The 21,905-nt window shown below is 32.0% G+C and carries 17 protein-coding genes; 4 read left to right on the plus strand and 13 right to left on the minus strand.

Annotation, left to right across the window (positions count from 1 at the left end; all coding sequences use genetic code 11):
- Positions 1 to 97 precede the first annotated feature (97 nt).
- The 11 genes from LNP23_RS21345 to LNP23_RS21395 form a co-directional block, all read right to left on the minus strand.
- Complete coding sequence (locus LNP23_RS21345; protein ID WP_230002801.1) at positions 98 to 253, minus strand: hypothetical protein; 156 nt, start codon at positions 251 to 253, stop codon at positions 98 to 100.
- A 585-nt stretch (positions 254 to 838) separates the two neighbouring features.
- Complete coding sequence (locus tag LNP23_RS21350; protein WP_230002802.1) at positions 839 to 1,426, minus strand: hypothetical protein; 588 nt, start codon at positions 1,424 to 1,426, stop codon at positions 839 to 841.
- A gap of 5 nt (positions 1,427 to 1,431) precedes the next feature.
- The gene (locus tag LNP23_RS21355) at positions 1,432 to 8,190 is read right to left on the minus strand and encodes an FG-GAP-like repeat-containing protein (RefSeq protein ID WP_230002803.1); all 6,759 of its coding nucleotides are present in this window, start codon (positions 8,188 to 8,190) and stop codon (positions 1,432 to 1,434) included.
- Positions 8,191 to 8,196: 6 nt separating this feature from the next.
- Positions 8,197 to 8,649 (minus strand): T9SS type A sorting domain-containing protein, encoded by a 453-nt coding sequence (locus tag LNP23_RS21360; RefSeq protein ID WP_230002804.1) that lies wholly within the window; start codon positions 8,647 to 8,649, stop codon positions 8,197 to 8,199.
- Positions 8,650 to 9,954: 1,305 nt separating this feature from the next.
- Positions 9,955 to 10,488, minus strand: a complete 534-nt coding sequence (locus tag LNP23_RS21365) for a GNAT family N-acetyltransferase (protein ID WP_230002805.1) — start codon at positions 10,486 to 10,488, stop codon at positions 9,955 to 9,957.
- Complete coding sequence (locus LNP23_RS21370) at positions 10,472 to 10,765, minus strand: type II toxin-antitoxin system TacA family antitoxin (protein ID WP_230002806.1); 294 nt, start codon at positions 10,763 to 10,765, stop codon at positions 10,472 to 10,474. Before LNP23_RS21370 ends, LNP23_RS21365 begins: the two co-directional genes overlap by 17 nt.
- Before the next feature lie 975 nt (positions 10,766 to 11,740).
- On the minus strand, positions 11,741 to 13,261 hold the full coding sequence (gene eptA, locus LNP23_RS21375; protein WP_230002807.1) for a phosphoethanolamine--lipid A transferase EptA: 1,521 nt from the start codon (positions 13,259 to 13,261) through the stop codon (positions 11,741 to 11,743).
- Positions 13,248 to 14,075 carry a phosphatase PAP2 family protein gene (locus LNP23_RS21380; RefSeq protein ID WP_230002808.1) on the minus strand — a complete coding sequence of 276 codons (828 nt, stop codon included), beginning with the start codon at positions 14,073 to 14,075 and terminating at the stop codon, positions 13,248 to 13,250. Before LNP23_RS21380 ends, eptA begins: the two co-directional genes overlap by 14 nt.
- 497 nt (positions 14,076 to 14,572) lie before the next feature.
- Positions 14,573 to 15,430, minus strand: coding sequence for a 4,5-DOPA-extradiol-dioxygenase (gene ygiD / locus LNP23_RS21385; protein WP_428979167.1), 858 nt, complete (start codon positions 15,428 to 15,430; stop codon positions 14,573 to 14,575).
- A gap of 80 nt (positions 15,431 to 15,510) precedes the next feature.
- On the minus strand, positions 15,511 to 16,086 hold the full coding sequence (locus LNP23_RS21390; RefSeq protein ID WP_230002810.1) for an ester cyclase: 576 nt from the start codon (positions 16,084 to 16,086) through the stop codon (positions 15,511 to 15,513).
- A 95-nt stretch (positions 16,087 to 16,181) separates the two neighbouring features.
- The gene (locus LNP23_RS21395; RefSeq protein ID WP_230002811.1) at positions 16,182 to 17,012 is read right to left on the minus strand and encodes a helix-turn-helix transcriptional regulator; all 831 of its coding nucleotides are present in this window, start codon (positions 17,010 to 17,012) and stop codon (positions 16,182 to 16,184) included.
- A 304-nt stretch (positions 17,013 to 17,316) separates the two neighbouring features.
- On the opposite strand from LNP23_RS21395, the gene LNP23_RS21400 reads away from it, so the two are divergent.
- The 4 genes from LNP23_RS21400 to LNP23_RS21415 all read left to right on the plus strand — a co-directional run bounded on the left by LNP23_RS21400 (position 17,317) and on the right by LNP23_RS21415 (position 20,266).
- On the plus strand, positions 17,317 to 18,207 hold the full coding sequence (locus LNP23_RS21400; RefSeq protein ID WP_255663882.1) for an RHS repeat domain-containing protein: 891 nt from the start codon (positions 17,317 to 17,319) through the stop codon (positions 18,205 to 18,207).
- Between the two features lie 8 nt (positions 18,208 to 18,215).
- On the plus strand, positions 18,216 to 18,731 hold the full coding sequence (locus LNP23_RS21405; protein ID WP_230002813.1) for a hypothetical protein: 516 nt from the start codon (positions 18,216 to 18,218) through the stop codon (positions 18,729 to 18,731).
- A complete protein-coding gene (locus LNP23_RS21410) occupies positions 18,694 to 18,963 on the plus strand; it encodes a hypothetical protein (protein WP_230002814.1) in 270 nt (89 codons plus the stop codon). Before LNP23_RS21405 ends, LNP23_RS21410 begins: the two co-directional genes overlap by 38 nt.
- Positions 18,964 to 19,219: 256 nt before the next feature.
- A complete protein-coding gene (locus LNP23_RS21415) occupies positions 19,220 to 20,266 on the plus strand; it encodes a tyrosine-type recombinase/integrase (RefSeq protein ID WP_230002815.1) in 1,047 nt (348 codons plus the stop codon).
- Positions 20,267 to 20,384: 118 nt separating this feature from the next.
- Here the strand turns inward: LNP23_RS21415 and LNP23_RS21420 are convergent, their stop codons facing one another.
- Both LNP23_RS21420 and LNP23_RS21425 read right to left on the minus strand, forming a co-directional pair.
- Positions 20,385 to 20,984 (minus strand): REP-associated tyrosine transposase, encoded by a 600-nt coding sequence (locus LNP23_RS21420; RefSeq protein WP_230002816.1) that lies wholly within the window; start codon positions 20,982 to 20,984, stop codon positions 20,385 to 20,387.
- A 476-nt stretch (positions 20,985 to 21,460) separates the two neighbouring features.
- Positions 21,461 to 21,904 (minus strand): hypothetical protein, encoded by a 444-nt coding sequence (locus tag LNP23_RS21425; RefSeq protein WP_230002817.1) that lies wholly within the window; start codon positions 21,902 to 21,904, stop codon positions 21,461 to 21,463.
- Position 21,905 lies beyond the last annotated feature (1 nt).

The raw sequence follows: 21,905 nt of genomic DNA on the forward strand, positions 1-21,905 counted from the left end.
GCGGGAATCGAACACCTTAATCGACTACAAGACAACAAGTTAGAAAAACGTTCGATTGAGTAGTTTTTTCTTCACACATCACTTAATTCACTTAACATTATATCTGATCTTTAGCTTCATTTTTTTCATAGAACTCTTTCAAAGTTGTAGCAACAATAATTCTGACAAACCAATCAATTATAGCGGCATGCTGCTTCTCTTTCTTAATTTTTTCTTCAATCTTTTTTGAAAATTTTCTAGATTTTGATTTCATGATAGTTTGATCAAATCATTATTTAATCAAAGTTTAAAATTCAATTTAAATTGATAGTTAAAGAAAAATCAAAATTAGATTAATACTAATACGCTGAAACCAGCTTTTTAAATATGAAATATCTAAGTTATTTTCACTTCCAGAAGTTAAATATTCATTTTTAAGTTATTTAAAATGCATTTGAGGTACAAGCAAGATACAAATGCAACACTAACTTTCAGAAAAAGCAAAAAAAAGTCGAAAGATTTTTTCCGACCAAGTTATCTTCAATTGCCGCTTTCATTCTTTGTTTTGAATTGTTGGGAGAGCTAAATTTACATTTTTTCTTTGGTTACTTCTTTTTTAGCTTTTCTCTATTATATTATATATTTTTTCTATTCGAAAAGTCAAGACACGAAAAACACAGTTCATAATACGGTCATTATTTGGAATTAAATGCTTTTGGGCATAAAAAACCTCGAACAAAAAGTTCGAGGTCATATTTATTTTTCAGGCTCACATTCATCTCGCAATATCCTTTGTAAAAAAAGAGTTTGAAAGCTAGTCATTATATTTTTTGATTAAAAAATTTTGTTTTAAGTTCATTTAATCTTCAAGTATAAATTTTTCTATTAAATTGTTTCTCTTTTTAATTTCATGAAGTTCCATGTCTGCAAATCTTGCATGGATAAATCCTTGTAATTCAAAAACTATTGTTCTGTCGATCAGATCTGGATTTGGATTGGAATAATAAAACATTATAAGATCTTCGACAAGCAAAATAATTTTATCATCCTTTCTAAGATTAGAGATAAAATACGAAGCAAAGCTAAAAAAGACAATTTTATTATAATTATCAGGCTTAATTTTATTAAATTCTTCCATCATTAAGACAGTTAAATCAAATTGATATTCACTTTCTTGCAAGTAATTATTAACAAAATCAAATCTACTATCTGCTTTGTAATAAATTTCATTTAACTCTTTATTTTCACCTACTAAAATATTTATCTTTTTATTGAAAGAAATAATCTCTCTTGACAACCACTCTTCCTTATTTGGCTGCTTATTATATATAGTAAACAGTTCATTTTTCACTGCTGCTTTTAAATTCTTCAACATCTTAATATCTTGCATTCCCTTAAAAGGTTCATTAAGCCTTTGTTGAAGTTTAATCATATTATCTATTATCATAATTTTTATTTTAATCTTGAATAAATTATCGGTGGTGTTCGAAAAGAAGCATTAAATAGAAGTGCGGACCTGCCAGGAAATCCTAGAGAAAAATCAGGATCCATATTTCCTTCAACTTTGATATAGTTTAATCCTGCATTTCTTGCAGCATTAAATATTGGCTTTCCTTTAAGTGCCATTCCATCTTTTTTAGAACCTGCTACAAAGATAAAAGGAGAAGCTTCAAAAGCCATCGCTTTATCTACATAAACATCGTATTTAACAATATAATTGTATTTGTTTCTATTCTTTATAAAATCAGCGTTTAACAAATATGTTGTGCTTGGCCTGACATGTGGGCCTTCACCTGAAGTATTCCTGTCGACAAGATATCCATGAGTACTGTTCCATTCTGAAGCAGACATCGCTCTATAATATGGTACAGATATATCCGGAGTATCTGCTGTCATTGATAACGCAGCTGTAAAAGCCACAGCAAATGAAAACGCTGTGGAAATAGCACCAACTTCAAAGCTCACAGCCCCTGCAGATGGCAATGTTACAACACCACTTACCCCCCTATTACTCTGAGGTGAATGTATAGTTCTAAAAGAAGCAGGGAATTTAACATAATTTCCCGTTTCGGTAATTTTACCATTCCAATTACCAGCTGATCTTGGTACGCCTGGTATAACAACTGGATTTAATGCAAAAGGGTCAACTGGTATGTTTCTTGCACCCTTTTGCCCTATCCATGTCTGAAGCTGGTCATTAAAAATCCACGATCCAAACCTATCGTTCCATTCTTGACCATTTTGATATACACCTTTGGTCGGGGGATCTGTATAATTACCTGTTCGGTCTGTAAAAGTAGCAGGATTATTATATACGTATCCATACTGGTTAAAATTTTGTGTATTGGTTGGATCCTGAATATAGTTATCCGCCTGTAAAAATCTATGAAGTGTCGGATCATAAAGTCTCGCATTCATATTTATTATACCTACACTCTGTAAATGTTCATGTCCTGTGTAACCTCGATCTAAAATATTTAACCCAGCAAGGATGTTACCGGATCCATCCTGCACTTTTATAATACTACCCCAGGCATCAAATGAACGTTTCTCTAGCACGGACCCATTTGAATCAGTGATTGCTAAAATAGTGCCTTGATAATCTCTAAGTAAATAGAGATACTTTTGAGTTACTAAATCATTTTTGAAAGCAATTGGTGCCGAATACCCATCTCCTCCAATATACGTTACAAATTCGAAAGTATTTGTTGTTCTATTTTCTTTTATTTCCATACTCCCATCTGAAGAATAATGTTTATATATGGAACGCTGCAGTTTATCTGTTTGAAATCCTCCATAGTACATTGTAGCTCTCTGGTTGTCATCATTGTAGGTAAAACTTACTTTGTCTATATTTGTTTCTTCTATATGTATAGGATTTTTAAATACATTATAAGTAATATTTAGTTTTCTCTCCTGTGATGTAGGATCATTTGTTTTTCTTATTTCAATGTCATCAAACCACACATTTCCTAAACCATTATTATCTAAACGCAGACGTAATTTCTTTATGTTTGCTGGTACAGAGAATGTACCAATAACCTGCGTCCATGTCGCTTTATTGTTATTCACTGTATTTACCTGAGTTACAGTATTGGCAGCATCTTTCATATAAAGAAAAATCTCTGACTGAGGATTGTCGCTATAAACCCAAGCGGAATAAGTATATTGAGTTGGGAGACTATTGTTAATATCAATCCATTTATCAGAGAAAACATATTGTTCGGTGGTTGTTGTATTAGCTAATTTTAATGTATTTTTGCCGGCAGAATGTCCAGCTGTTATGTTGTCATAACTAAAAAATGCCGTGTTTGGATATTTCTCAATTCCCCATCCCGTTCTATTTTCCATACTATCATTAAAGATCCCCTGCCTATTGGCATAGTAGCCTGTTGTTTCAGGATTAATTGCAATGGATGTATTCTGGTATTTTTTAGCAGGATCATAAGAGTATGTTCCTAAATTGTTAACAGTTATTTTTCCTGAAGCATCATAGCTCTGGCTTTCCTGTACCCCTAATCTGTTCGTAAAAGTTGTTAACCTGTCTACCGCATCATAATCAAATGTTTCTGTATAATTGCTAAAGACATTATTACTTCTCTTCTTTACATTATCTGTATTTTTATCAAATTCGGTAGTAAGTGTTAATATATTACTTGTAGGAGAAGTTGTTTTATCATATTGTATCTTTGAAAGATAGCCGTCAGTATCATACGTATTGCTTATTTTTATACCATTGCCTGTTATACTTTCTAATATCTGATCTTTAGCACTTAATGTATTGGTCTGCCACAGTACCTTATTATTTACATCTAAAATCTGATATAAGTCTCCATTTTTATAATTGTTTTTAGTAAAAACAGAACTGCTTCTCGTTCCAATTTCCGCCAGCTTTGTTTCGGTTTGCACTCTTCCTAAAGCATCATATGTAAAAGATCTGGTGAATTTTGACACCCCTATTTTTTCTTCTATAACTGATAAAAGTCTTTTGTACGTATTGTCATAGCTATACGTGTTAACAATTGTTTTACCAATTGTTTCATTATTATCGACGTAAGTTGTAGTCAAAGGAAGCTTATTCGCTGTGTAGACATAACTTGTTTCGGTATTACTGCCACCTCCGGATACCTTCTTTTTAATTGGTCTTCCGCTGCTGTCACGAGTGATTGTAGTTAATACTGCGCCATTTTGTGAAGTTTCTTCTTCAAGTTCTCCAAAATCATTGTTCTTGTAAGCAAATGTTCCAGTAGATGGATCAATAAGTCTGGTTGTTTTCCCCCATGCATCATCTTCCTGTATTTGAATACCTATACCGTTATAGGTAATCTGTTTCATATTACCATTGGCAAAATGGGAGTAATTAATTGTCCCACTCATATTCTCATATGATGAAACAATATTTCCTATCGCATTTTTTGTTACAGTTTTTGATTTTGCTCCATCAGTTATAGTTGAAGCCAGGTTCGTATAATTAGATGTAATTACTCTTTGATTAAATAGTTTAAGCTCCGTCGGTCTGCTGAATATATCAAATTTGATATCATTCCACAAAGCTGGAGCTGATCCGAAGTAAGGTTCGCTTACTTTATTATTACGATCAAAAATATCATAACCATAAGATATAAATTTAAATGATCCATTTATATCTTTGATTCCTGATTTGATTTTTCTTCCCAATTCATCAAAAGTTACTTCTGTGGCACTTCCGTCTAAAACATCGGTAGTGGTTGTTATGATCGTTTTCTCAGCATTTTTAATATATCCATAAGTAATTGCTTTATTTAATATTTCATCTTTTACCATAAGCCTTTTAAACCATGAATCATAAGTATAAGAAGTGGAACTATATGGAGTAGTTGCTTTTTTTAACATTCCCGTATTAGAATCGTACTCATACGTAGAAATTAAATCGTCATTATCTTTGCTTTGAGTTATAAACCTCCCTGATGTATCATATTGAAAACTGATACTTCTTGGCAGTAGAGGAAGTGAAGGTTTGATTGTTTTTTTTATAATATTCCCAAATAAATCATAATCATAAAGTTCTGACACTGTCGGGGTTCCGCTTGCAGTTCTGTCAATATTAGACAGTAGCTGGTTTGAGTTATAAGTATAAGCTTCATTACTAACTATAGTAGTACCATTATGGCTCACGGTTTCACTTTTTGTGCCTGGCCTTCCTACAATATACGGAGCACTACCGTCTTTGTAGGTTATTGTTGTTGTAGTGGTTTGAACAGCATTAGCTCCTTCGCTTACTATTAAGGTCGAAGATAACAAATTGTTATTTCCATCATAACTTATATTTTTTAACTCAGTATTAGTGTTATAGATTGAATTAAATTGCTTAGAATTTAAGACTTTCAGCTTGAAAACTTTATTACTGGAAAAGGCATCTGCCGCTGTATTATAAGTGATGATAGATTTAGATGTAAAATCAGCGGGAGATGTAGCTCCTGGATAAGGATAGTACATATATGGCAGTTGAAACGTTTCGATATTAGCTCCCCTTAAATTAATATCATTAATAAATATAGTGGAAAAAATAGCAGATGTATCATCATGCCAGTCGGATTGGCTTACTGAGCGGAATCCCAAAAAGCCGAGCCCTTCAAGATTCACAACTGCCCCAGAATAAGCAAATAGTCTTTTTCTATATACATCTTTGCTTTGAAGCTCCAGCTTTGAAACGACGTATAAGTTCGAATTGATAGTAATATCAAGGTAAGGATAATTAGCTGTTCCTGCACTTGGGTTATAAATGGAGTTATAGGTATTTTTATATCTTGAATTTAGTGGTACATATGAAATACTTTCTTTAACACCATCACCTGTTGCAACCGAAGTTATTAGATTTTCTTTTAATAAATCTTTCTGAGATGCAAAAAAGTGTATTTTGTCTTTATTAACAAAAGCGATTTCAAAAGTCGAAGTAGAAAAATTATTATCCCTTGAAGAAGTCTGAACTGGAGAAACAAAAATTGGCAATGCTCCCTTGCTAAGAGTAGTCTGGTCCCCGCTAGCTCCTGTAACTGAGAAACCCGCTCCTGTCTTAAATTCACCGTTATTGTTTGCAAAACATGTAACATTGACCTGTCCAAGTGTATTTGCTGAATTATTAGAACTATTTATTAAGACCAAATCAGTTTTTCCATCATTGTTATAATCTGTTGCAATAAATTCTGAACTTAAAAGTGCATTGGGTACTGGATATTGAACACCTGTAAATGTTTTTGTCTCTTTTAAAAATGAAATGCCTGTAGATGTATACTTATACCAGAGAGGTGAACTATAGGTCTGTGGAGCGACAAGAAAATCTGATTTACCATCGCCATTGAAATCGCCAAGTAAAACTGCACCATTTAACGTATTGTCAATTGCTGAAGTTTGATATAGCAATACTATATTATCTAATTCATTAAGACTGTATACTTTTAAAGTACCAGCTTTAAATACTAATATATCGGACTTTCCATCACCATTGAAATCTACGACTTTAATATCAGCACCTGATGCGCTATCTAATAAATCTCCTGCGTATTTTAAAAAATTATCCGTATTGTCACGCTTTAAATCAACAAAATAAACCTTTTTTGAGCTTAAAATTGATGCTTGTGCCATACATATATTTCTTGCCGGATTATAAATGCAATCTGTTGATCCCATACCTGTATCTAAAGCTAGAATATCTGTTAAGCCATCGCCATTAAAATCTCCAGAAAGAATTTTTTTTGGAAACATTTTATTTACAGTTACTGGTTTACAAGTGCCACTACAGCTATTTGTGACCGCAACAGTTGGAAAATTAACTGTTCTTGTATATTGTTCATATATACTTGACAAGCCAATACTGTAAACCTTAAAATCGTAACTAGTATCTGTCTTTTTTACTACTGTCCAGCCCTGAGGCATCATTTTGTTATTCCAACTCAGCCACGTTGTCGGTAAAATATTCTCAAAAGCTCCTACTGGATGCTCAAAACCTAAATTTAGATTTGATCCGGAAGTTATATCGTAGAATAGCCAATATTTTGCCTTGCTATCAGGTCCATTTGTAGGATACAGAATGCAGTCCATTCTTCCGTCATCATCAAAATCACCCGTAACAACTGCTGCATTCGACGCTGTTATATTTCCGACGCTCAATTTAGCACTAACTGGCTGAAAACTAACGTTATCTATCGTGTTATTATATGTAAAAACAACTGGATTATAACTTTTTGAATTGTCTCCGCTTTTTTCCGTTATTTTATAAATACGATCTCCTACTTTATAATCCAATATATAATTCCTGAAACCTACTGCATTACTTTTTACTTCGATTCTATTTAAGACAGTATTTTTTATACTTTTAAATCCACCAGCGTAATTCTCATGAACTCTTTCTCCTGGGCTATAGGTGAAATTCACTTCGTTTATTGGTGTAGCAAGAGCTGTACTACCATATTTAATCGATGCTATTGTAAGATATCCGCCAGCAGGATTATTATAGCTATAATTTATCTTTATTCCTTGAGCATTTTCCCACAATGTCAGTCCCCATTCACTTGCTGCTAGTGAATCATAGCTGTTTCCATACATAGCCTTTGAGCCGTCAGGATAATCAACTTTAAAATAATACACAGGATCTTCATAAGGCGGCATGTAACTATAGATCATAGTGACTTTTATATTGGAGAAATTCTCAGTTTCGTAAATAGAATTATTTGCCCCATAAACTCCCGATTTAAGGATAAGACGCTGTCCATCTAATGCAAATCTATCTTGGGCAGTTAGTTTAACTTCTTCATTTGCACCATCGTGAAATTTTGTTTTTGGAATTCTTATAATTTTAGAAATACCTGATATTTCCCAGCCGTTTGCTGCCATTCCTAACCCACCAAGGCTATTGTACGTTAAACTTATCTCTGGTTTTACCCCATTAATTCCAGGGGGTACAATTATAGGAAGCTGATAATTTGCTGCGCCGCTGAGTGAGACAGATAATTCGCCGGCAGTTAGACCAACCTCAGTTGACGATCCAGTTGGGACCAAAACCACCGAGGCAGCTTGGGCTTCGACCGTGCTGCTTCTACTAGTAAAGTGTGCAGGCTGTTCATTTTCCAATCTATAAATTGGAACAATTCCTTTCACAGGAATGCCTTGTGAATCCTGAGCATGCATTATTGTACTCCATGCAAAAAATACAAGGAAAAAGTAAAGTTTCTTCATAATGAATTAATTCTTAATAATTTTTATATTTTTCTGACTGCCGTCACTATATTGTAATGTCACAAAATAAACACCAGCTGGGTATTGACGGAAAGATAAATTTTGATTATTCGTGGTTTTGCTCTCTGTACTTGAAGAAAGATTTTGTCCATTCAAATTAAAAATTTGAATTGCTGAAACATAAATTTCATCCGTTAGTTGCCATGTAAGATACAGCTCCTCCTTAACTGGATTCGGATAATAGGATATAACATCTTCTTGTGAAAATTTCAAAAGATCCTGAGCATTTAAAGCCGCAATGTCTTTTAAATCTTCATTAACCTTTTTACCCGAATTAGAACAATTTAAACACAATTCTCTGATTGTTTGGTTACCCGATAAATCATAAGTAAAAAGTAGTTTCTGAGCGCTTGCAAATAAAGAAGTGCTAAAAAAAATTATTAGTAGTTTTATTCTCATAAATTAATTTATTGATTATCATTTTTTTTTTAAACCAATACTTAAGACAAATAAGTTTTTAAGTTTAACAAAAATAAGAATACATTTACAAAAAAAAAAAGAAAAAAAATTATTTTTATTTGTTCTATTTAAAAATAAAATTTTTAACATTAATGATCTATCTTACAAATACCGAAAAAGTCTCTTTGTAAATCATTTCAAATCCTATCAGTGTTTTCAATGAGTCGATCCTAATCAGTACCTAGTACAAGTCTATAGCTCTTAGGATCTAAGTTTCAATATCCGTGGTGGCACAAGTTGGGTTAAAAGAAAGATTTTAATATGTAGTAGATCACTAAAGAAAAAAGAAATGGTAAAGACTAAAGACTGTTGGTTTATTTGACAACGACAATCTAGTCTAAAATCCGAAGAAAATGTAAAAGAATATCTCCAGAAGCTAAGGTTCCAGCTATAAAAAGTAAAATGGATTTGAGGCACAATTTAGATACAACTCAAAGGTGTACAATTATAAAATGACTTTTAAGTATTTTGCTTTTAATACTTAAAATTTATATAACAATTTCATATTTAAAATAGTTCGAGCCCTCTTCCAGCTACAACACCGATGAGGCCCTTTTGTATCAAAAGTTATCATGTTAATAAGGTTAGTTGCCAATTTCAACTCCAGAAATTAAATTTCTAGCCATAAACAAAATAAAATAGATTTGGGGTACAAAGAAGATACAAACCAAAAGAAATACAATTCGACAGTGACTTGATTTATTATGCACTATTTATAAATGCTTAAAAGTTATAGAAATCTACTGATAAGAATGCTTCGAGTCCCGTTCCTGCTATTAAATTTAACATAAATCAAATAAGAAACACAATTTAAAACAAGGTGTTCAACTATCGAACACCTTGAGTAACTTAAGAACTTTTATTTTTCATTTTAAAATGATCTATTCAGCTAAAAAATGAAAAAAAAAAAGAAACAGATTATTGATTTTAAAAATGAGTCAACAAATTAAGAAGCAACAAAAAAACCTTTAAACGTAAGGGCTTAAGACGTTTTCCCAACCTTATCAATAAACATCAAAATAGGAATAAGATGTTCGATTGTAATCCCATGAAGTCCACAAAAAAAAACCTGTAACCAATTAATTTACAGGTTTTTTTTATTTTTTTTATTGCCGTTTATTATATACTGTTAACTTTTTTTCGTGAAAAATTATTACTGGCTTTTCATCCGGATTGCAATTTTAACGGAATTTTAATTTAGATAAATTTAAAAGGCAACCACATAGGTTGCCTTTTAAACTAAACTTACTTTTCAGTATCTTCTGATTCTTCATCAGGAATTAAACTTTTGATTGTTTCAATTGGCAGAAACATTTTTCCAGTACTTGGTATCAATATAAAACCATAGCCATTATAGAAATCAATTGCATCTTGGTCTAATGGGTCAACTACTACTGCTCGAATTGCCAAGGTCTTTGAATGTACCACACATTTTTTTAATGCATCAAATAAAAGAATTTCTCCTAATCCTTTTCCCTGTTCCCTCTTATCCATAGCTATCCTGCCTAGTAAGGCTATTGGTATGCTATATGTTTTAGGCACTCTTTTAGTTAACTCAGCTGGAAAATCATCTAATAGAATTGAACTGCTTGACAGCGTATAATATCCAAGTACCTTAGTTGCATCTGCATCTTTGTCTGTTAATACATGACAGACGGATAATAATTTTTGGGCATCCTGCCCCGCTTGTTTGTGAAAATAATCATCTAATAATTCTTTGCCACATTTAAACTCTTTCCTCTTGTGCTCCTTTGAAAGGATTTCAATCTTTAAATTCATTGTTACTGATAAATTTAGTATGGTTCGCTTGAGCCCTCTTAAGTTTATCATTAGCCTTCGGTGGATTTATAATCGCATCTATAAATATCTTTTTGTCCTCTATGGTCTTTAAAACGGTTTCATTTTCTTTAATGATCCTGTTTGCTTCTGTGTTTACACAATAGATTACAAATTCTGATAGATTTTTAAATCCTCTCAGGACTGATGCGTGCTTAATCAACTCCTTATGTTCTTTACTGATACGAACATCGATTCGGTCGTTAATGGTTACCGACATAATCATTCATGTTAAATATGGTTCTACAATTTTGCTATTTTCTTGGTTTAATTTGATTTGGATATTTAATAGTATCTGTTTCTTTATTATTCTTTTTAAAGTTAATTATTCTTTTAATGATAAGTTTTAAATTTGTCTAATGATGCTGTCTTTATTTCTCTTATGAATTTATAGTAATTTCTTTTTATACTACTTCTTTGTTATTTCCTGAGTTGATATTATTGACATTCATTAGACTTGTTTCCGAACCTCTTTAGTCTTTTAAAGAGTTAGAGTTCGTATCAGTTCTACAAATGTACGCTTTTTATACGTACAATGCAAGTGCTGCAATTATTATTTATTCTTCATCTATTACTTTTCATGCTTTTTGCATCTATTCTATTGTTTGTTGTTATTATGTTCATTGTGTAATTTTTAATGCTATAAAAAAGTACAATAAGTTTAATTTAACTCTTAACTTCAGCTAAAAAATATCGATGAGCAAGCTTTATCTTAAGTAGCAACAACAATTACAAAGGTGTTCAACTGTGGAGCACCTTGAATATTCTTAGACGGAAACTTTTAAAAAAAAGGTTAGTTTTCTTAAAAAAATATTCAAAATAGAAAAATGAGTACAAATTCCAAAACAACGTCAATTTCTAAAAAAGCCTTTAAACCTAGGGATTCACGTTTTTTTTCGAGCTTATCAATAAACATTAATATAGGAATTAGGTGTTCAATCGTGATCCCGGCGACTCCACAAAAAGCCTGTAAACATAAAATAGTTTACAGGCTTTTTTCTTGCTCATACATAGCTCTCCGAGGAATTCTACTGAAAAACTCGCGAATACATCTGACTTTGGGCATTTTTTTGCTAAGAACATAAATATCTCAAAAGCCCTAACTCTTCTAAATATCCGGCAGACGCTACACAAATACGGACACACTTTCTCAATTTTTTGTCAGAAATCCTTCAAAAAGCAGCAAAGTAATTTACTATCTAAAAATATTCATTTTCTCATCATAAATTGGACTCTGGACGTTTAGAAAATTTAAAACGCTATGAAATACATAATTTTGAGATACTATTTTATTAGGTTTGAGTTGCTTTTTACTATCAGATAACCAAACAATAAAAGGGATTTCGTATTGTTCTTTAGGTGCAATGCTTATCGGCAGTCCGTGCATATACAGATTTTTTTCTCCTAATGATTCTCCGTGATCTGAAACATAAATCATGGTGCTATTGTACTCTTTTAATTGTTTTAAGTCTTCAATTACTTTAGATAAGATGTAATCAGTATAAACAATGGTATTGTCGTAGGCATTAATCAATTCGTTCTGAGAGCAATTTCCTAACTCAACACTCTTGCAAACCGGTTTAAATTTCTCAAATTCAATTGGGTATTTCTTGCTATATGTTGGTCCATGACTCGTACTGGTATGCAATACTATCAATATTTTATTTTTGTTACTTGATACTATTTGTTCTTTTAGTCCGGTTAAAAGAATTTCATCGTAATTACAGCCTTCGCCTTTACAATTTAACTTTAAAGATTCTCTGTTTTGATAATTTTTAATATGAATTGGCGGTTCTCCCCAGTTTGTGGTTCTCCAAATTACTTCTACATTATTTCGATACAAATAATTGGGCAGAACTTCATAGAGATCGTCCGTTCTTTTATGTTCCAGAATAGATTTTACACCTGCAGTGGTATAAGTGGCTAAAGAAGTAGCGTTAAAATGATGTAAATTCGGTGTCTTAGAAAGCAAAGGATTGGTGTTTTTCGCATATCCGTATAAAGAAAAATTCTGGCTTCTTGCCGATTCTCCAATTACTAAAACCACAATTGCCTTTTTAGTGTCTTTTATCGTCGCATTGGGCAATAAAATTTCTTTTTCGTTCTTTTTATGTTTATGAATATAAAAAAGCGAAACATTTACTGAATACGACCAAGGCATTACCAGTCCTCCTAATTTTTTTGAATTTTTATCAATCCACAACCAGTTGCCTGCGTTGACAAATACTAAAATTAATACCAACAATAAACTAAGCGAAGAAGTGATTAAAAATTTATTAAACGTTTCGTTTATAATTTTTGCTTTTACAATGTAAACACCGGGAATAACTCCAAGCACAATTACATAGACTACTAATTTTATTGAAAAAAAACTACCGGATTCTTCAAGATTGGTATTCAACACATTGCCAATCATACTTTCGTCAATTATTACACTATACGTATTAACAAAATAAATGGCAATTGCATTGATAAAGAAAAACAACACCAAAAGGAGCTTTCCAACAAAATGTGACAAAAAAAGCAATATATAAAAAACCATGAAGTTTACAAGTAAAACGGATACTATTAAACTAATAATAATTATACTACCGTTAAAACTTTTAGAATCAAGATTATCAACAACAAAGGAAAAAAATGAAAAATGAAAGAATAAAAAGTTGATAAAACTCATTAACATGGCAAAATGAGACAGTCTTAAATTACTTTTTAGCATAGACAATAGTAATTTTACAAATTGAAATAATTAAGCAAACTAAAGATAGACTAAAAATCATTAAATTTTCATGCATCTCTTTATATATTATTAAAAAACACATAGTTATAAACATTAAAATAAAAACAGGATAGTATTTTTTATTGTTAATCCAGGTCCAAATATTATATTTTTGGTTAATAAAAATTCCCAGAAGTCCCGAGATATAACCAATAATACTTCCCACAATAATATCAAACGGATAATGTGCCCCAACCGCTACTCTTGCAAGGACGAGAATTAATCCCAACACAAGTACAAAACTGCACAATACAATTTTATGAATTATTTTTTTCGGCATAAACGTAAGTAACAAAACCGTCAGTGTTGTAAAAACTGTTATGGAATGTCCCGAAGGTAAACTATTACAGCCACACAATGTTTTTCCAATGATTACGAAATTATCTGTATTAAATACAGCTGCGGGCCTTGGCACAGCAAATATCTTTTTTAATACTATCGAAAATAATAGCCCAACAAGCGACGCTGACAATAAATCTTCCCATACTTTTGGGGCGTATAGAACAAAGAAACTTAAAAATGAAAAAGCAACCAACGTATCCCCTGTTTCGCTAAGGTTACTTTGAAGATCCGGATACTGAGATAACTTGCTATTAAGATAAAAGAAAACATTCTTTTGGATTTGAACATAAGAGTAGGCATCGAGACTATCTTGCGTGTAAAGATAGAGCACAATACTAATTAACAGAAATAATGGTAAATAAAAAAAAGTCCCTTTGACTTTTGTATAATTGTAAATAATGCTACTATTCATCATTTTTTGCATCAATAGATTAATTCAACTTGTATCACTCTATTTTAAACAAAAAGTAAAAACGTTTCTCTTGCTTTAATTGTAATACGATGTAAGTAATCAAGAAGAGTTTAATATTAAATACTTCCATTCATATTTACACTTTAAAAAAAACCTATCACTAGCTCCTAAAAACACCTATTCTCCTATTCAAAATATTTGACAAAAGAAGCCAGATGTATAGGAGTTTTATTAATCAGTTTACAATTGGTTTAATCTAATTAATATTTGAATGCTTAAATTCAAAATATCAATGATCTCGATGATCATGACTTTAAAAATTTAAAAGACATCTAATTTAATAAGGCATAAAAAAATGCGCAAAGTCAGAGACAGTTGCGCATTTTTTTTATTCCCCCCTTCAAAGTGAGGGAGAGTTAGCCTATAGAAAACTCCTTTCATTCTTTGTTTGTCCCCGGGTTCGATTCCCGGCGACTCGGGCTGATTATGCTAAACCGCTACCCAATTTTTAAAGACATCATATTAAGTGATCCTGCAATGAGATAATCGTTAAAAAGACTTACTTCTTCATTTTTCTCTTGTAAAGCAAGTGTATAAAGCAACGGCAGATAATGTTCCGGAGTGGGTATCGCTAAATCGAATGCTTTACCTTGCGAACGGTAATCAATCAGAGGCTGATGATCGCCATCTAAGATTAGTTTTTTCATTTTCTCATTCGCTTCGGTTGCCCACTCATAGGCGTATCCGGGTGCTTTCATTTGATCCCATGCGGCCATTCGGAGATTGTGAACCATATTACCACTACCGATAATTAAAATCCCTTTTCTTCTTAGCGCGGCCAGTTCTTTTGCCAGTTCATAGTGATAGGACGCAGGTTGTGAATAATCGATACTCATTTGAATAATGGGAATATCCGCATTTGGATACAAATGTTTGACAACACTCCAGGAACCATGATCAAGTCCCCATTCGTAATCCAGTTCAATTTGAGTTTTAGTAATTAGCTGTTGGGTTTCCTTCGCTAATTCAAAACTCCCTTTGGCCGGATATTGTACATCAAATAAGGCCTGTGGAAAACCGCCAAAATCATGAATGGTACGTGGCATCTCCATAGCGGTTACAAATGTGCCTTTTGTTTCCCAATGCGCCGATATACAAAGAATCGCTTTGGGATTGGCTAATGTTTTTGCGACATTTTTAAATCCTTCAACAAATACATTATCCTCGATAGCGTTCATCGGATTACCATGCCCCAAAAATAATAGGGGCATTTTTTCGGTGCTCTCCAATTGATCCGACAATTTACTTAATACATTTAGTTTGAGAGCTACTCCTGTAAGTGGTACTATTGCCATTGTTTTTAAAAATTTTTTCCTGTCCATTACTCCGGTCAGATTATTTAAAATAAATAGAATTATATATCCTATTGTTGTAATTATTTCCCTAGTCCAATTTGGTCCATATACGATTTATTATCCCAGAAAAGATATTCTTCGGTCATGATTCCGTCTTTCCAGATCCCTATGGTCGCCATTGGCAATTTAAATTTCTTACCTGTTGGAGGTATAAACTTGCCTCCACCTATTGGCATTGGTACAGTAAAAGTTCCTTCCATAGTACCAATAACAGCCGTTGTATTACCAGAGCCAATTCGGATCGGGTGCTCTTTGATTCGGGTGTCAGGCGCATACACAAACATGGCACTTAGTGTTTTGATGTGCTGCTCCAACCCTTTTTCGGTATGTCCGTCAGGAAAATGAACAAGAATGTCTTTTGCATGGCTTTCGTGTAGTCGTTCCCATTGTTGATTACTGAATACCGTATAATCTAAGGTGTCAAATTTTGCGAGATTCGCAGTAATGACCTCGTTTGCGGCAGTTAATTCTTTTAGTTGTTTTAATGCTGTAGCGCTTTCTTCAGTTGGAAGCTCTTTTTTCTGTTCACAACTAACCATTGTGATGGCCATAATTAATACTGCTGCCGGAATAATTTTTCTTGAAATTGTTTTCATTGTATCTATAATTTTGGTTATTAAAAAATGATAGTACAAAGTTGTAAATTATACAAAGGCCGGATATAACACTATTAGGAAGAAGTATGGTGTTTTTAGGAAATGAGTTTTTTCATTTCGCTTCTAAACTCGCTTGGAGTAAGTCCCGACTTTTTCTTAAAAACATGGGTGAAATAAGTGTTTTCGCTAAATCCTAATGCAAAACCAATTTCGGAAATGGTCATATCTGTAGTCGTTAGCAGATTTTTGGCTTGTATCAGTTTTCTGGTTTCAATTATTTCAGAGACACTTTGCTGTAATATCCGCTGACTGATCAGATTAAGATTTCTGCTGCTCATCGACAATTTGTCTGCATAAAAACTGGCTCCTTCGGGTTTCGTATAATGTTGCTCCAATAATATCAAAAAGTTCTTAAAAGTCAGGCTTTTTGTTTTTTCAATACTTTCATTTTCCAATTTTGATTTCCTTCTTTCCGATTCTATCATCGTAAATAAAGCGCCAAGCAATTGCCGTATAATTCCCAAATCAGGTTCTTCCTGAATACTTTCCATGTGCATCATTTCGCAGAGTGACAACAATCTGGAAAAACACATATCTCTTTGAAGAGAAATATTGGCCTCATTGTGATAATACGAATAAAGTTGAAAAACAGTTTCGGGTATAAACTCACTACTAAACCGAATGACCCATAAATCGCATTTTCCGTCTTTTAAACCCGGTTTGGCTCTGTGTACTTTACCTTTGGTCACAAAAGAAATAAAAGGCGCATTAAAAACAGTAGAATTAAAATCTATAAAATGATCAATCTGCCCCTCAATACCAATAATTAACTCTTCGTAATTGTGACTGTGCGGCTCATTAAGCAATACTTCATTTTTTTCGACATCTTCGACTCCAAATTTGTATATTTTGAAAATTTCTGTCATTTTATTGTGCGTTACTTATCGGGATGGATGTCTAAATTTACGAATAGTAAACGGTCTTTTTACTAGTATAAATATATAAAAATCCATCAAGAAGAAACTTGGAATTGATGGAAATGTTAAAAAACCAAAAGCCATTACTTTCGGCTTGGGCTTTATTACGTTTGAATTTTAGTACTACAACCCACTGCTATATTACGTCAATACTTCAATTTATTTTTTATCTTTGAAAGGCGAAAAAATGCCTTTTAATGTGATTTTAGGTGTATTTTATCGGTAGCTAAGTTCCTGTATTTATTGATTTAAGATATGTTTAGATTACTATCCTTTTGGAATGCTAGTGCCAAATAGACATAAAAGCATTGATGATTATCGTTATGGGTTTAATGGAAAAGAAAAGGACGACGAAATAAAAGGTGGCGAGGGGAATCACTACGACTATGGTTTTAGAGTTCACGATCCAAGGGTTGGTAGATTCTTTTCGGTTGATCCATTGGCGGAGAAATATGCAGGAGTTAGTTCTTATGCTTATGTGCTCAATAATCCCATTATTTTTATTGACCCTGATGGTAGAGATGTTTTACCATGGTACGTTAGGTCAGTATTACCAAATGGTACTGGTAAATTTGAATACCAGTTGTCAACACGTCATTTAATCAATGCGATGAAAGATTTCATGAAAACTAGTTATGGTGGGAATTTCATATCTCAGTTCATGAAAAAAAATCAAAATGCATATGGATATACTGCTAAAAATGATGGAAAATATTCTAAACATGATTTAAATATAGTAAATGTCAATATTGAAAATGCGAAAGATAAAGGAGCATATATGACAGCAGAAGGTAGTTTTGATGTTATTGAAAAATCAAAAGGTGTTTTGAGCTTTACTATGTATATAAATGAAGCAGGAGACAAAGCAGGAAATGGAGAAACGATTGCTCATGAAGCTGGTTTACATGGTTTTAAAGTTGATGAAATAATAAAAGTATATAATGAAGCTGGGATGGATGCTGTAGAAAAATTAAGAGCAAATAATTCAGGTGGTAGTCGTGATCATGCTGCAATAAAAAAGAATGATATGACCCATGGAGGAGTTAAAATATATCATCAAGTAGAAAATGAACTTATAAAATTGGATCCAACTTATAAAAAAACATTTGAAGGAGAGAAGAAATTATATGGATATCAATATTGAAAAAAAATATGGAAAAAAGAATGAAATTTCATTGCTTTATTTTAGTTGTTATTTTATTATTTATGAATTGTAAAAAAGCAAATAAAAAAAAGGATGTTTTAAAAACCTTAATAGGTAATTCAAAAGAGTATTCATTAAAATATGAGATATTCTATGATCATGATAAGATAAAATTTTGTCTTATTAGTTCATTTAATAATAAAAATGAGGTTAGTTGTGAAACTCTAATTAAAAAAAACGATGGTTATTACTCAAAAAATACATATTCAAAGGGATTAAGTAACAGTAAAGATTATAATTTGATATTATCTATCAGTAAAGACACTACATATTCTTTTAGAAGTGCAGGAAATGTTAATAGTCATGAAATAAAAAAGATAAATGACACAGTATTTAAAAGTACAAATAAGATAATTGGGATTTCCAATTACGAAGAGAATATATTCTTTGATAAGAGTTATAAGATTTTAAAAATAGAAAGTTATTATGGAGATAAAAAATTTATTTTTAAAAGTGAAAGATAGCCTGATCCCAGATGGTCGAGATATCCGTCATTATTTGATAAATTATCTATTTAAAAAGAATAATGCGGGGATTTTACAATATGGTATTGCTAGTTTAGGTTTTTATAATTCTATGCGAGATATAATGCAGACTAATACAGGTCGATCCTATTTGTCTCAATTTATGAAAAAAGGGCAAATGGCATACGGTTATAAAGCCACCCCAGCTCCCCAGCTCTCCGAAGAGTTCTAATGAAAAGCTGCGCAAATGTCTCCGACTTTGCGCAATTTCTTTGTTATGAACATAGATTTAATAAAAACAAACAAATTGCTCTAATTCGATGATTTGTTTATAAATAAGATGACACGGAAATTTTTTCTACGTAATCAAACAAAGACATTTTGCAAATAACAAATGGAGTCATTTTAAGTTTAGATCTGCCAACTTTTTTATTTGTCAATAACGGATTTTACTTCTGATAGTTTGTACTTTTGGCAAAAATTAAAACATGAAAAAAACGAGTCTAGTTATTCCATTATTTAAGCAATTTATAAGGGAGACCGAAACAGGTAAACGACTCAAAAAAAACGGAGAGAAAATTAAGGCAAGCTCCATAGAAAATTATAAATATGTATTACAGAATTTAGTTCAATTTTCGAGTGATACACAAATGGAGCTCCGCATTTGTGATGCCACAAAACTGGATAAACGGGAGTTGCAATCAGAGAAAAACTACTGGAAAAAATTCTATCAAAAATTCACAGATTTCCTATACAAAAAAGGCTGTCATGATAATTATGTTGGTGCCAACATTAAGGTAATCAGAGTTTTTTTTAATTACTTAAAAAATGACAAGGATTTGAATACAGGAGATTTCCAGCGTTTGTTTTATGTACGAAAAGAAGAGATTGAAATCTTTGTACTTTCACCGGAACAACTTAAGTTTTTAATACATGACAAAGAATTTGAACAGACACTTATTCCAAGTTATAGACGGATAAAAGATATTTTTGTTTTTGGTTGTACAACAGGTTTACGTTATTCGGATATCTTTTTATTGAACAATAAAAACTTTGAAAAAATGGAAGGCGACTGGTACTTAAAACTCAAATCAAAGAAAACGAAAACGTTTAGTTTTATCAAACTTTCTGCTTATGCGGTAACTATTTTTCAACATTACAGTACTACAAATAATAAAACGCCACTTTTTGGAAATACCAGTTTATTCAATTTTAATAAAAGTTTAAAACATATCGGAGAACTTGCCGGCTTTACATCTCCAATAGAAGTCTCGCGGGAAAAACAAGGCAAAACACAACGTATCACTAAAAAAACGGATACTTCTAAAAATCGGTTTTGCGATAAAATGAGTTCACATATGATGCGACGTACTGCTATAACAACGCTCCTTATTTTAGGAATGCCGGAACATTTGGTTCGCAAAATTAGTGGGCACAGTCATGCGAGTACCTCATTTAATCGTTATGTGCATTATGCACAAGCTTATATGGATAAAGAAATTGAGAAAGTACATAGTAAATTAGAGAGTTATTAAACAATACAACTACTTTCCAGTTTCCCGAAGAGTTCTAATGAAAAGCTACGCAAATGTCTCTGACTTTGCGCTTTTGTGAATATTTTTATAATCAAAAGTTTTCTTAATATCGTTGAATTTAATAATGACTATTTCTAAAGACTGATTTTAAGTTCAAAACATCAATTACTGGATTATCCGCTTTCTCAATAGTTAACAATCCGGAATCATTTGTATAATTACTGGCACTGGAGTAAACATAATCTGATGCTTTGTTAACATAACCTGCCCTCACGGGATTTAAATGGATATAATCTAATTTTGACCACATAAATTTATTAGTATAAATTTCTTCTGCGTGATTTCCGTATTGCCAAAACTGATACATTTTATTTCTGGTATGTTTTTTTGCAGCCAGTTTAAATCGTTCCAAAATCCATTCTCTTCTGCTTTCCGGATTGTCTTGAATACTTTCAAGAATTTTTTTTGCTGTATATTTTTTAAAATCTCTTATTAAATCAGATAATTTACCCTCTTCAGATTGTACGATCATGTGAATGTGATTACTCATAATAACGTAACCGTATAAAATCATTCCTTTATTTGCAATGCAATAATCTAAAGATTCAATTACAATATCTCTATAACTTTGGCACGTAAAAACATCTATCCAGTCTACAACTGTTGGCGTTATAAAATGTGGAAGTGTTTGATCTCTTATTATGTATCCTTCTTTCATTATTTTTCCAAACAAAAATATAAGATTTAACTTATGTTTAATGTGTTTCTATGAAATAAATAAAAAAAGCCTGGAGACTCTTAAGAGATTTATGTTCTTAACAAAAAAAATTGCGCAAAGTCGGAGACATTTGCGCAGCTTTTCAGTAGAACTCTTTGGAGAGCTGGGGTTCACGTTCTCTACGTATATGATGCGCTTATGTGTGAAGAAAAAGACAGAGAACTCGTAGCTCAGACCATGAACCGCATTATTCTGGAGCATGGTGTGAAAACCAGCGTTAAGGTAGATAATAGTGATTATGATTGAATCTAAGGATATTGTTCATTAGGTCATTAGTAGAGTAATAAAAACCAAAAGCCACTACATAATGAAGTGGCTTTTTTGTTTGTTTAAGATTGTGGGTGAGAAGTCAGGAGACATTCTCAACAGCAGACACAAATTTATTCTTTAATAAGAACTCATCGAAGAGCAGGGCTTCATTCGGTAACGACATTATCTGCACATGAAATTTTCTTATCCAACGAAGTTTTATTTAATCTTATTTTTCTATTTTTTCTGTTCTTTTCTAAAAAAACTAATTCATTATCCCCACGTACTTTAATAAATCTCATCTCTTGCTTCTCATCTTCAAAGTAACTGATTAATATCAATTCTCTACCATTTACTAACCATTTTCCAATATGTTCGGAACAATCTAATACATAATAATCTTCTACTCTTTTTCCTCCCAATCTTGATTCTGTATGAAGTAAGTAGTTCCCATCTTGGTAAAGAATTAACTGTAAAAAAGTCATACTTTTATTTGTTTGATTAGCACTAACAAATAAATTGTTTTTGCTTTTATATTGTCCCAAATACATCTCTTGCGAATATAATGAAATAGAGAAAAAGCAAATAAAAAGTTTAAATAGTATGTTCATG

Source organism: Flavobacterium cupriresistens (assembly GCF_020911925.1).
Lineage (GTDB): Bacteria > Bacteroidota > Bacteroidia > Flavobacteriales > Flavobacteriaceae > Flavobacterium > Flavobacterium cupriresistens.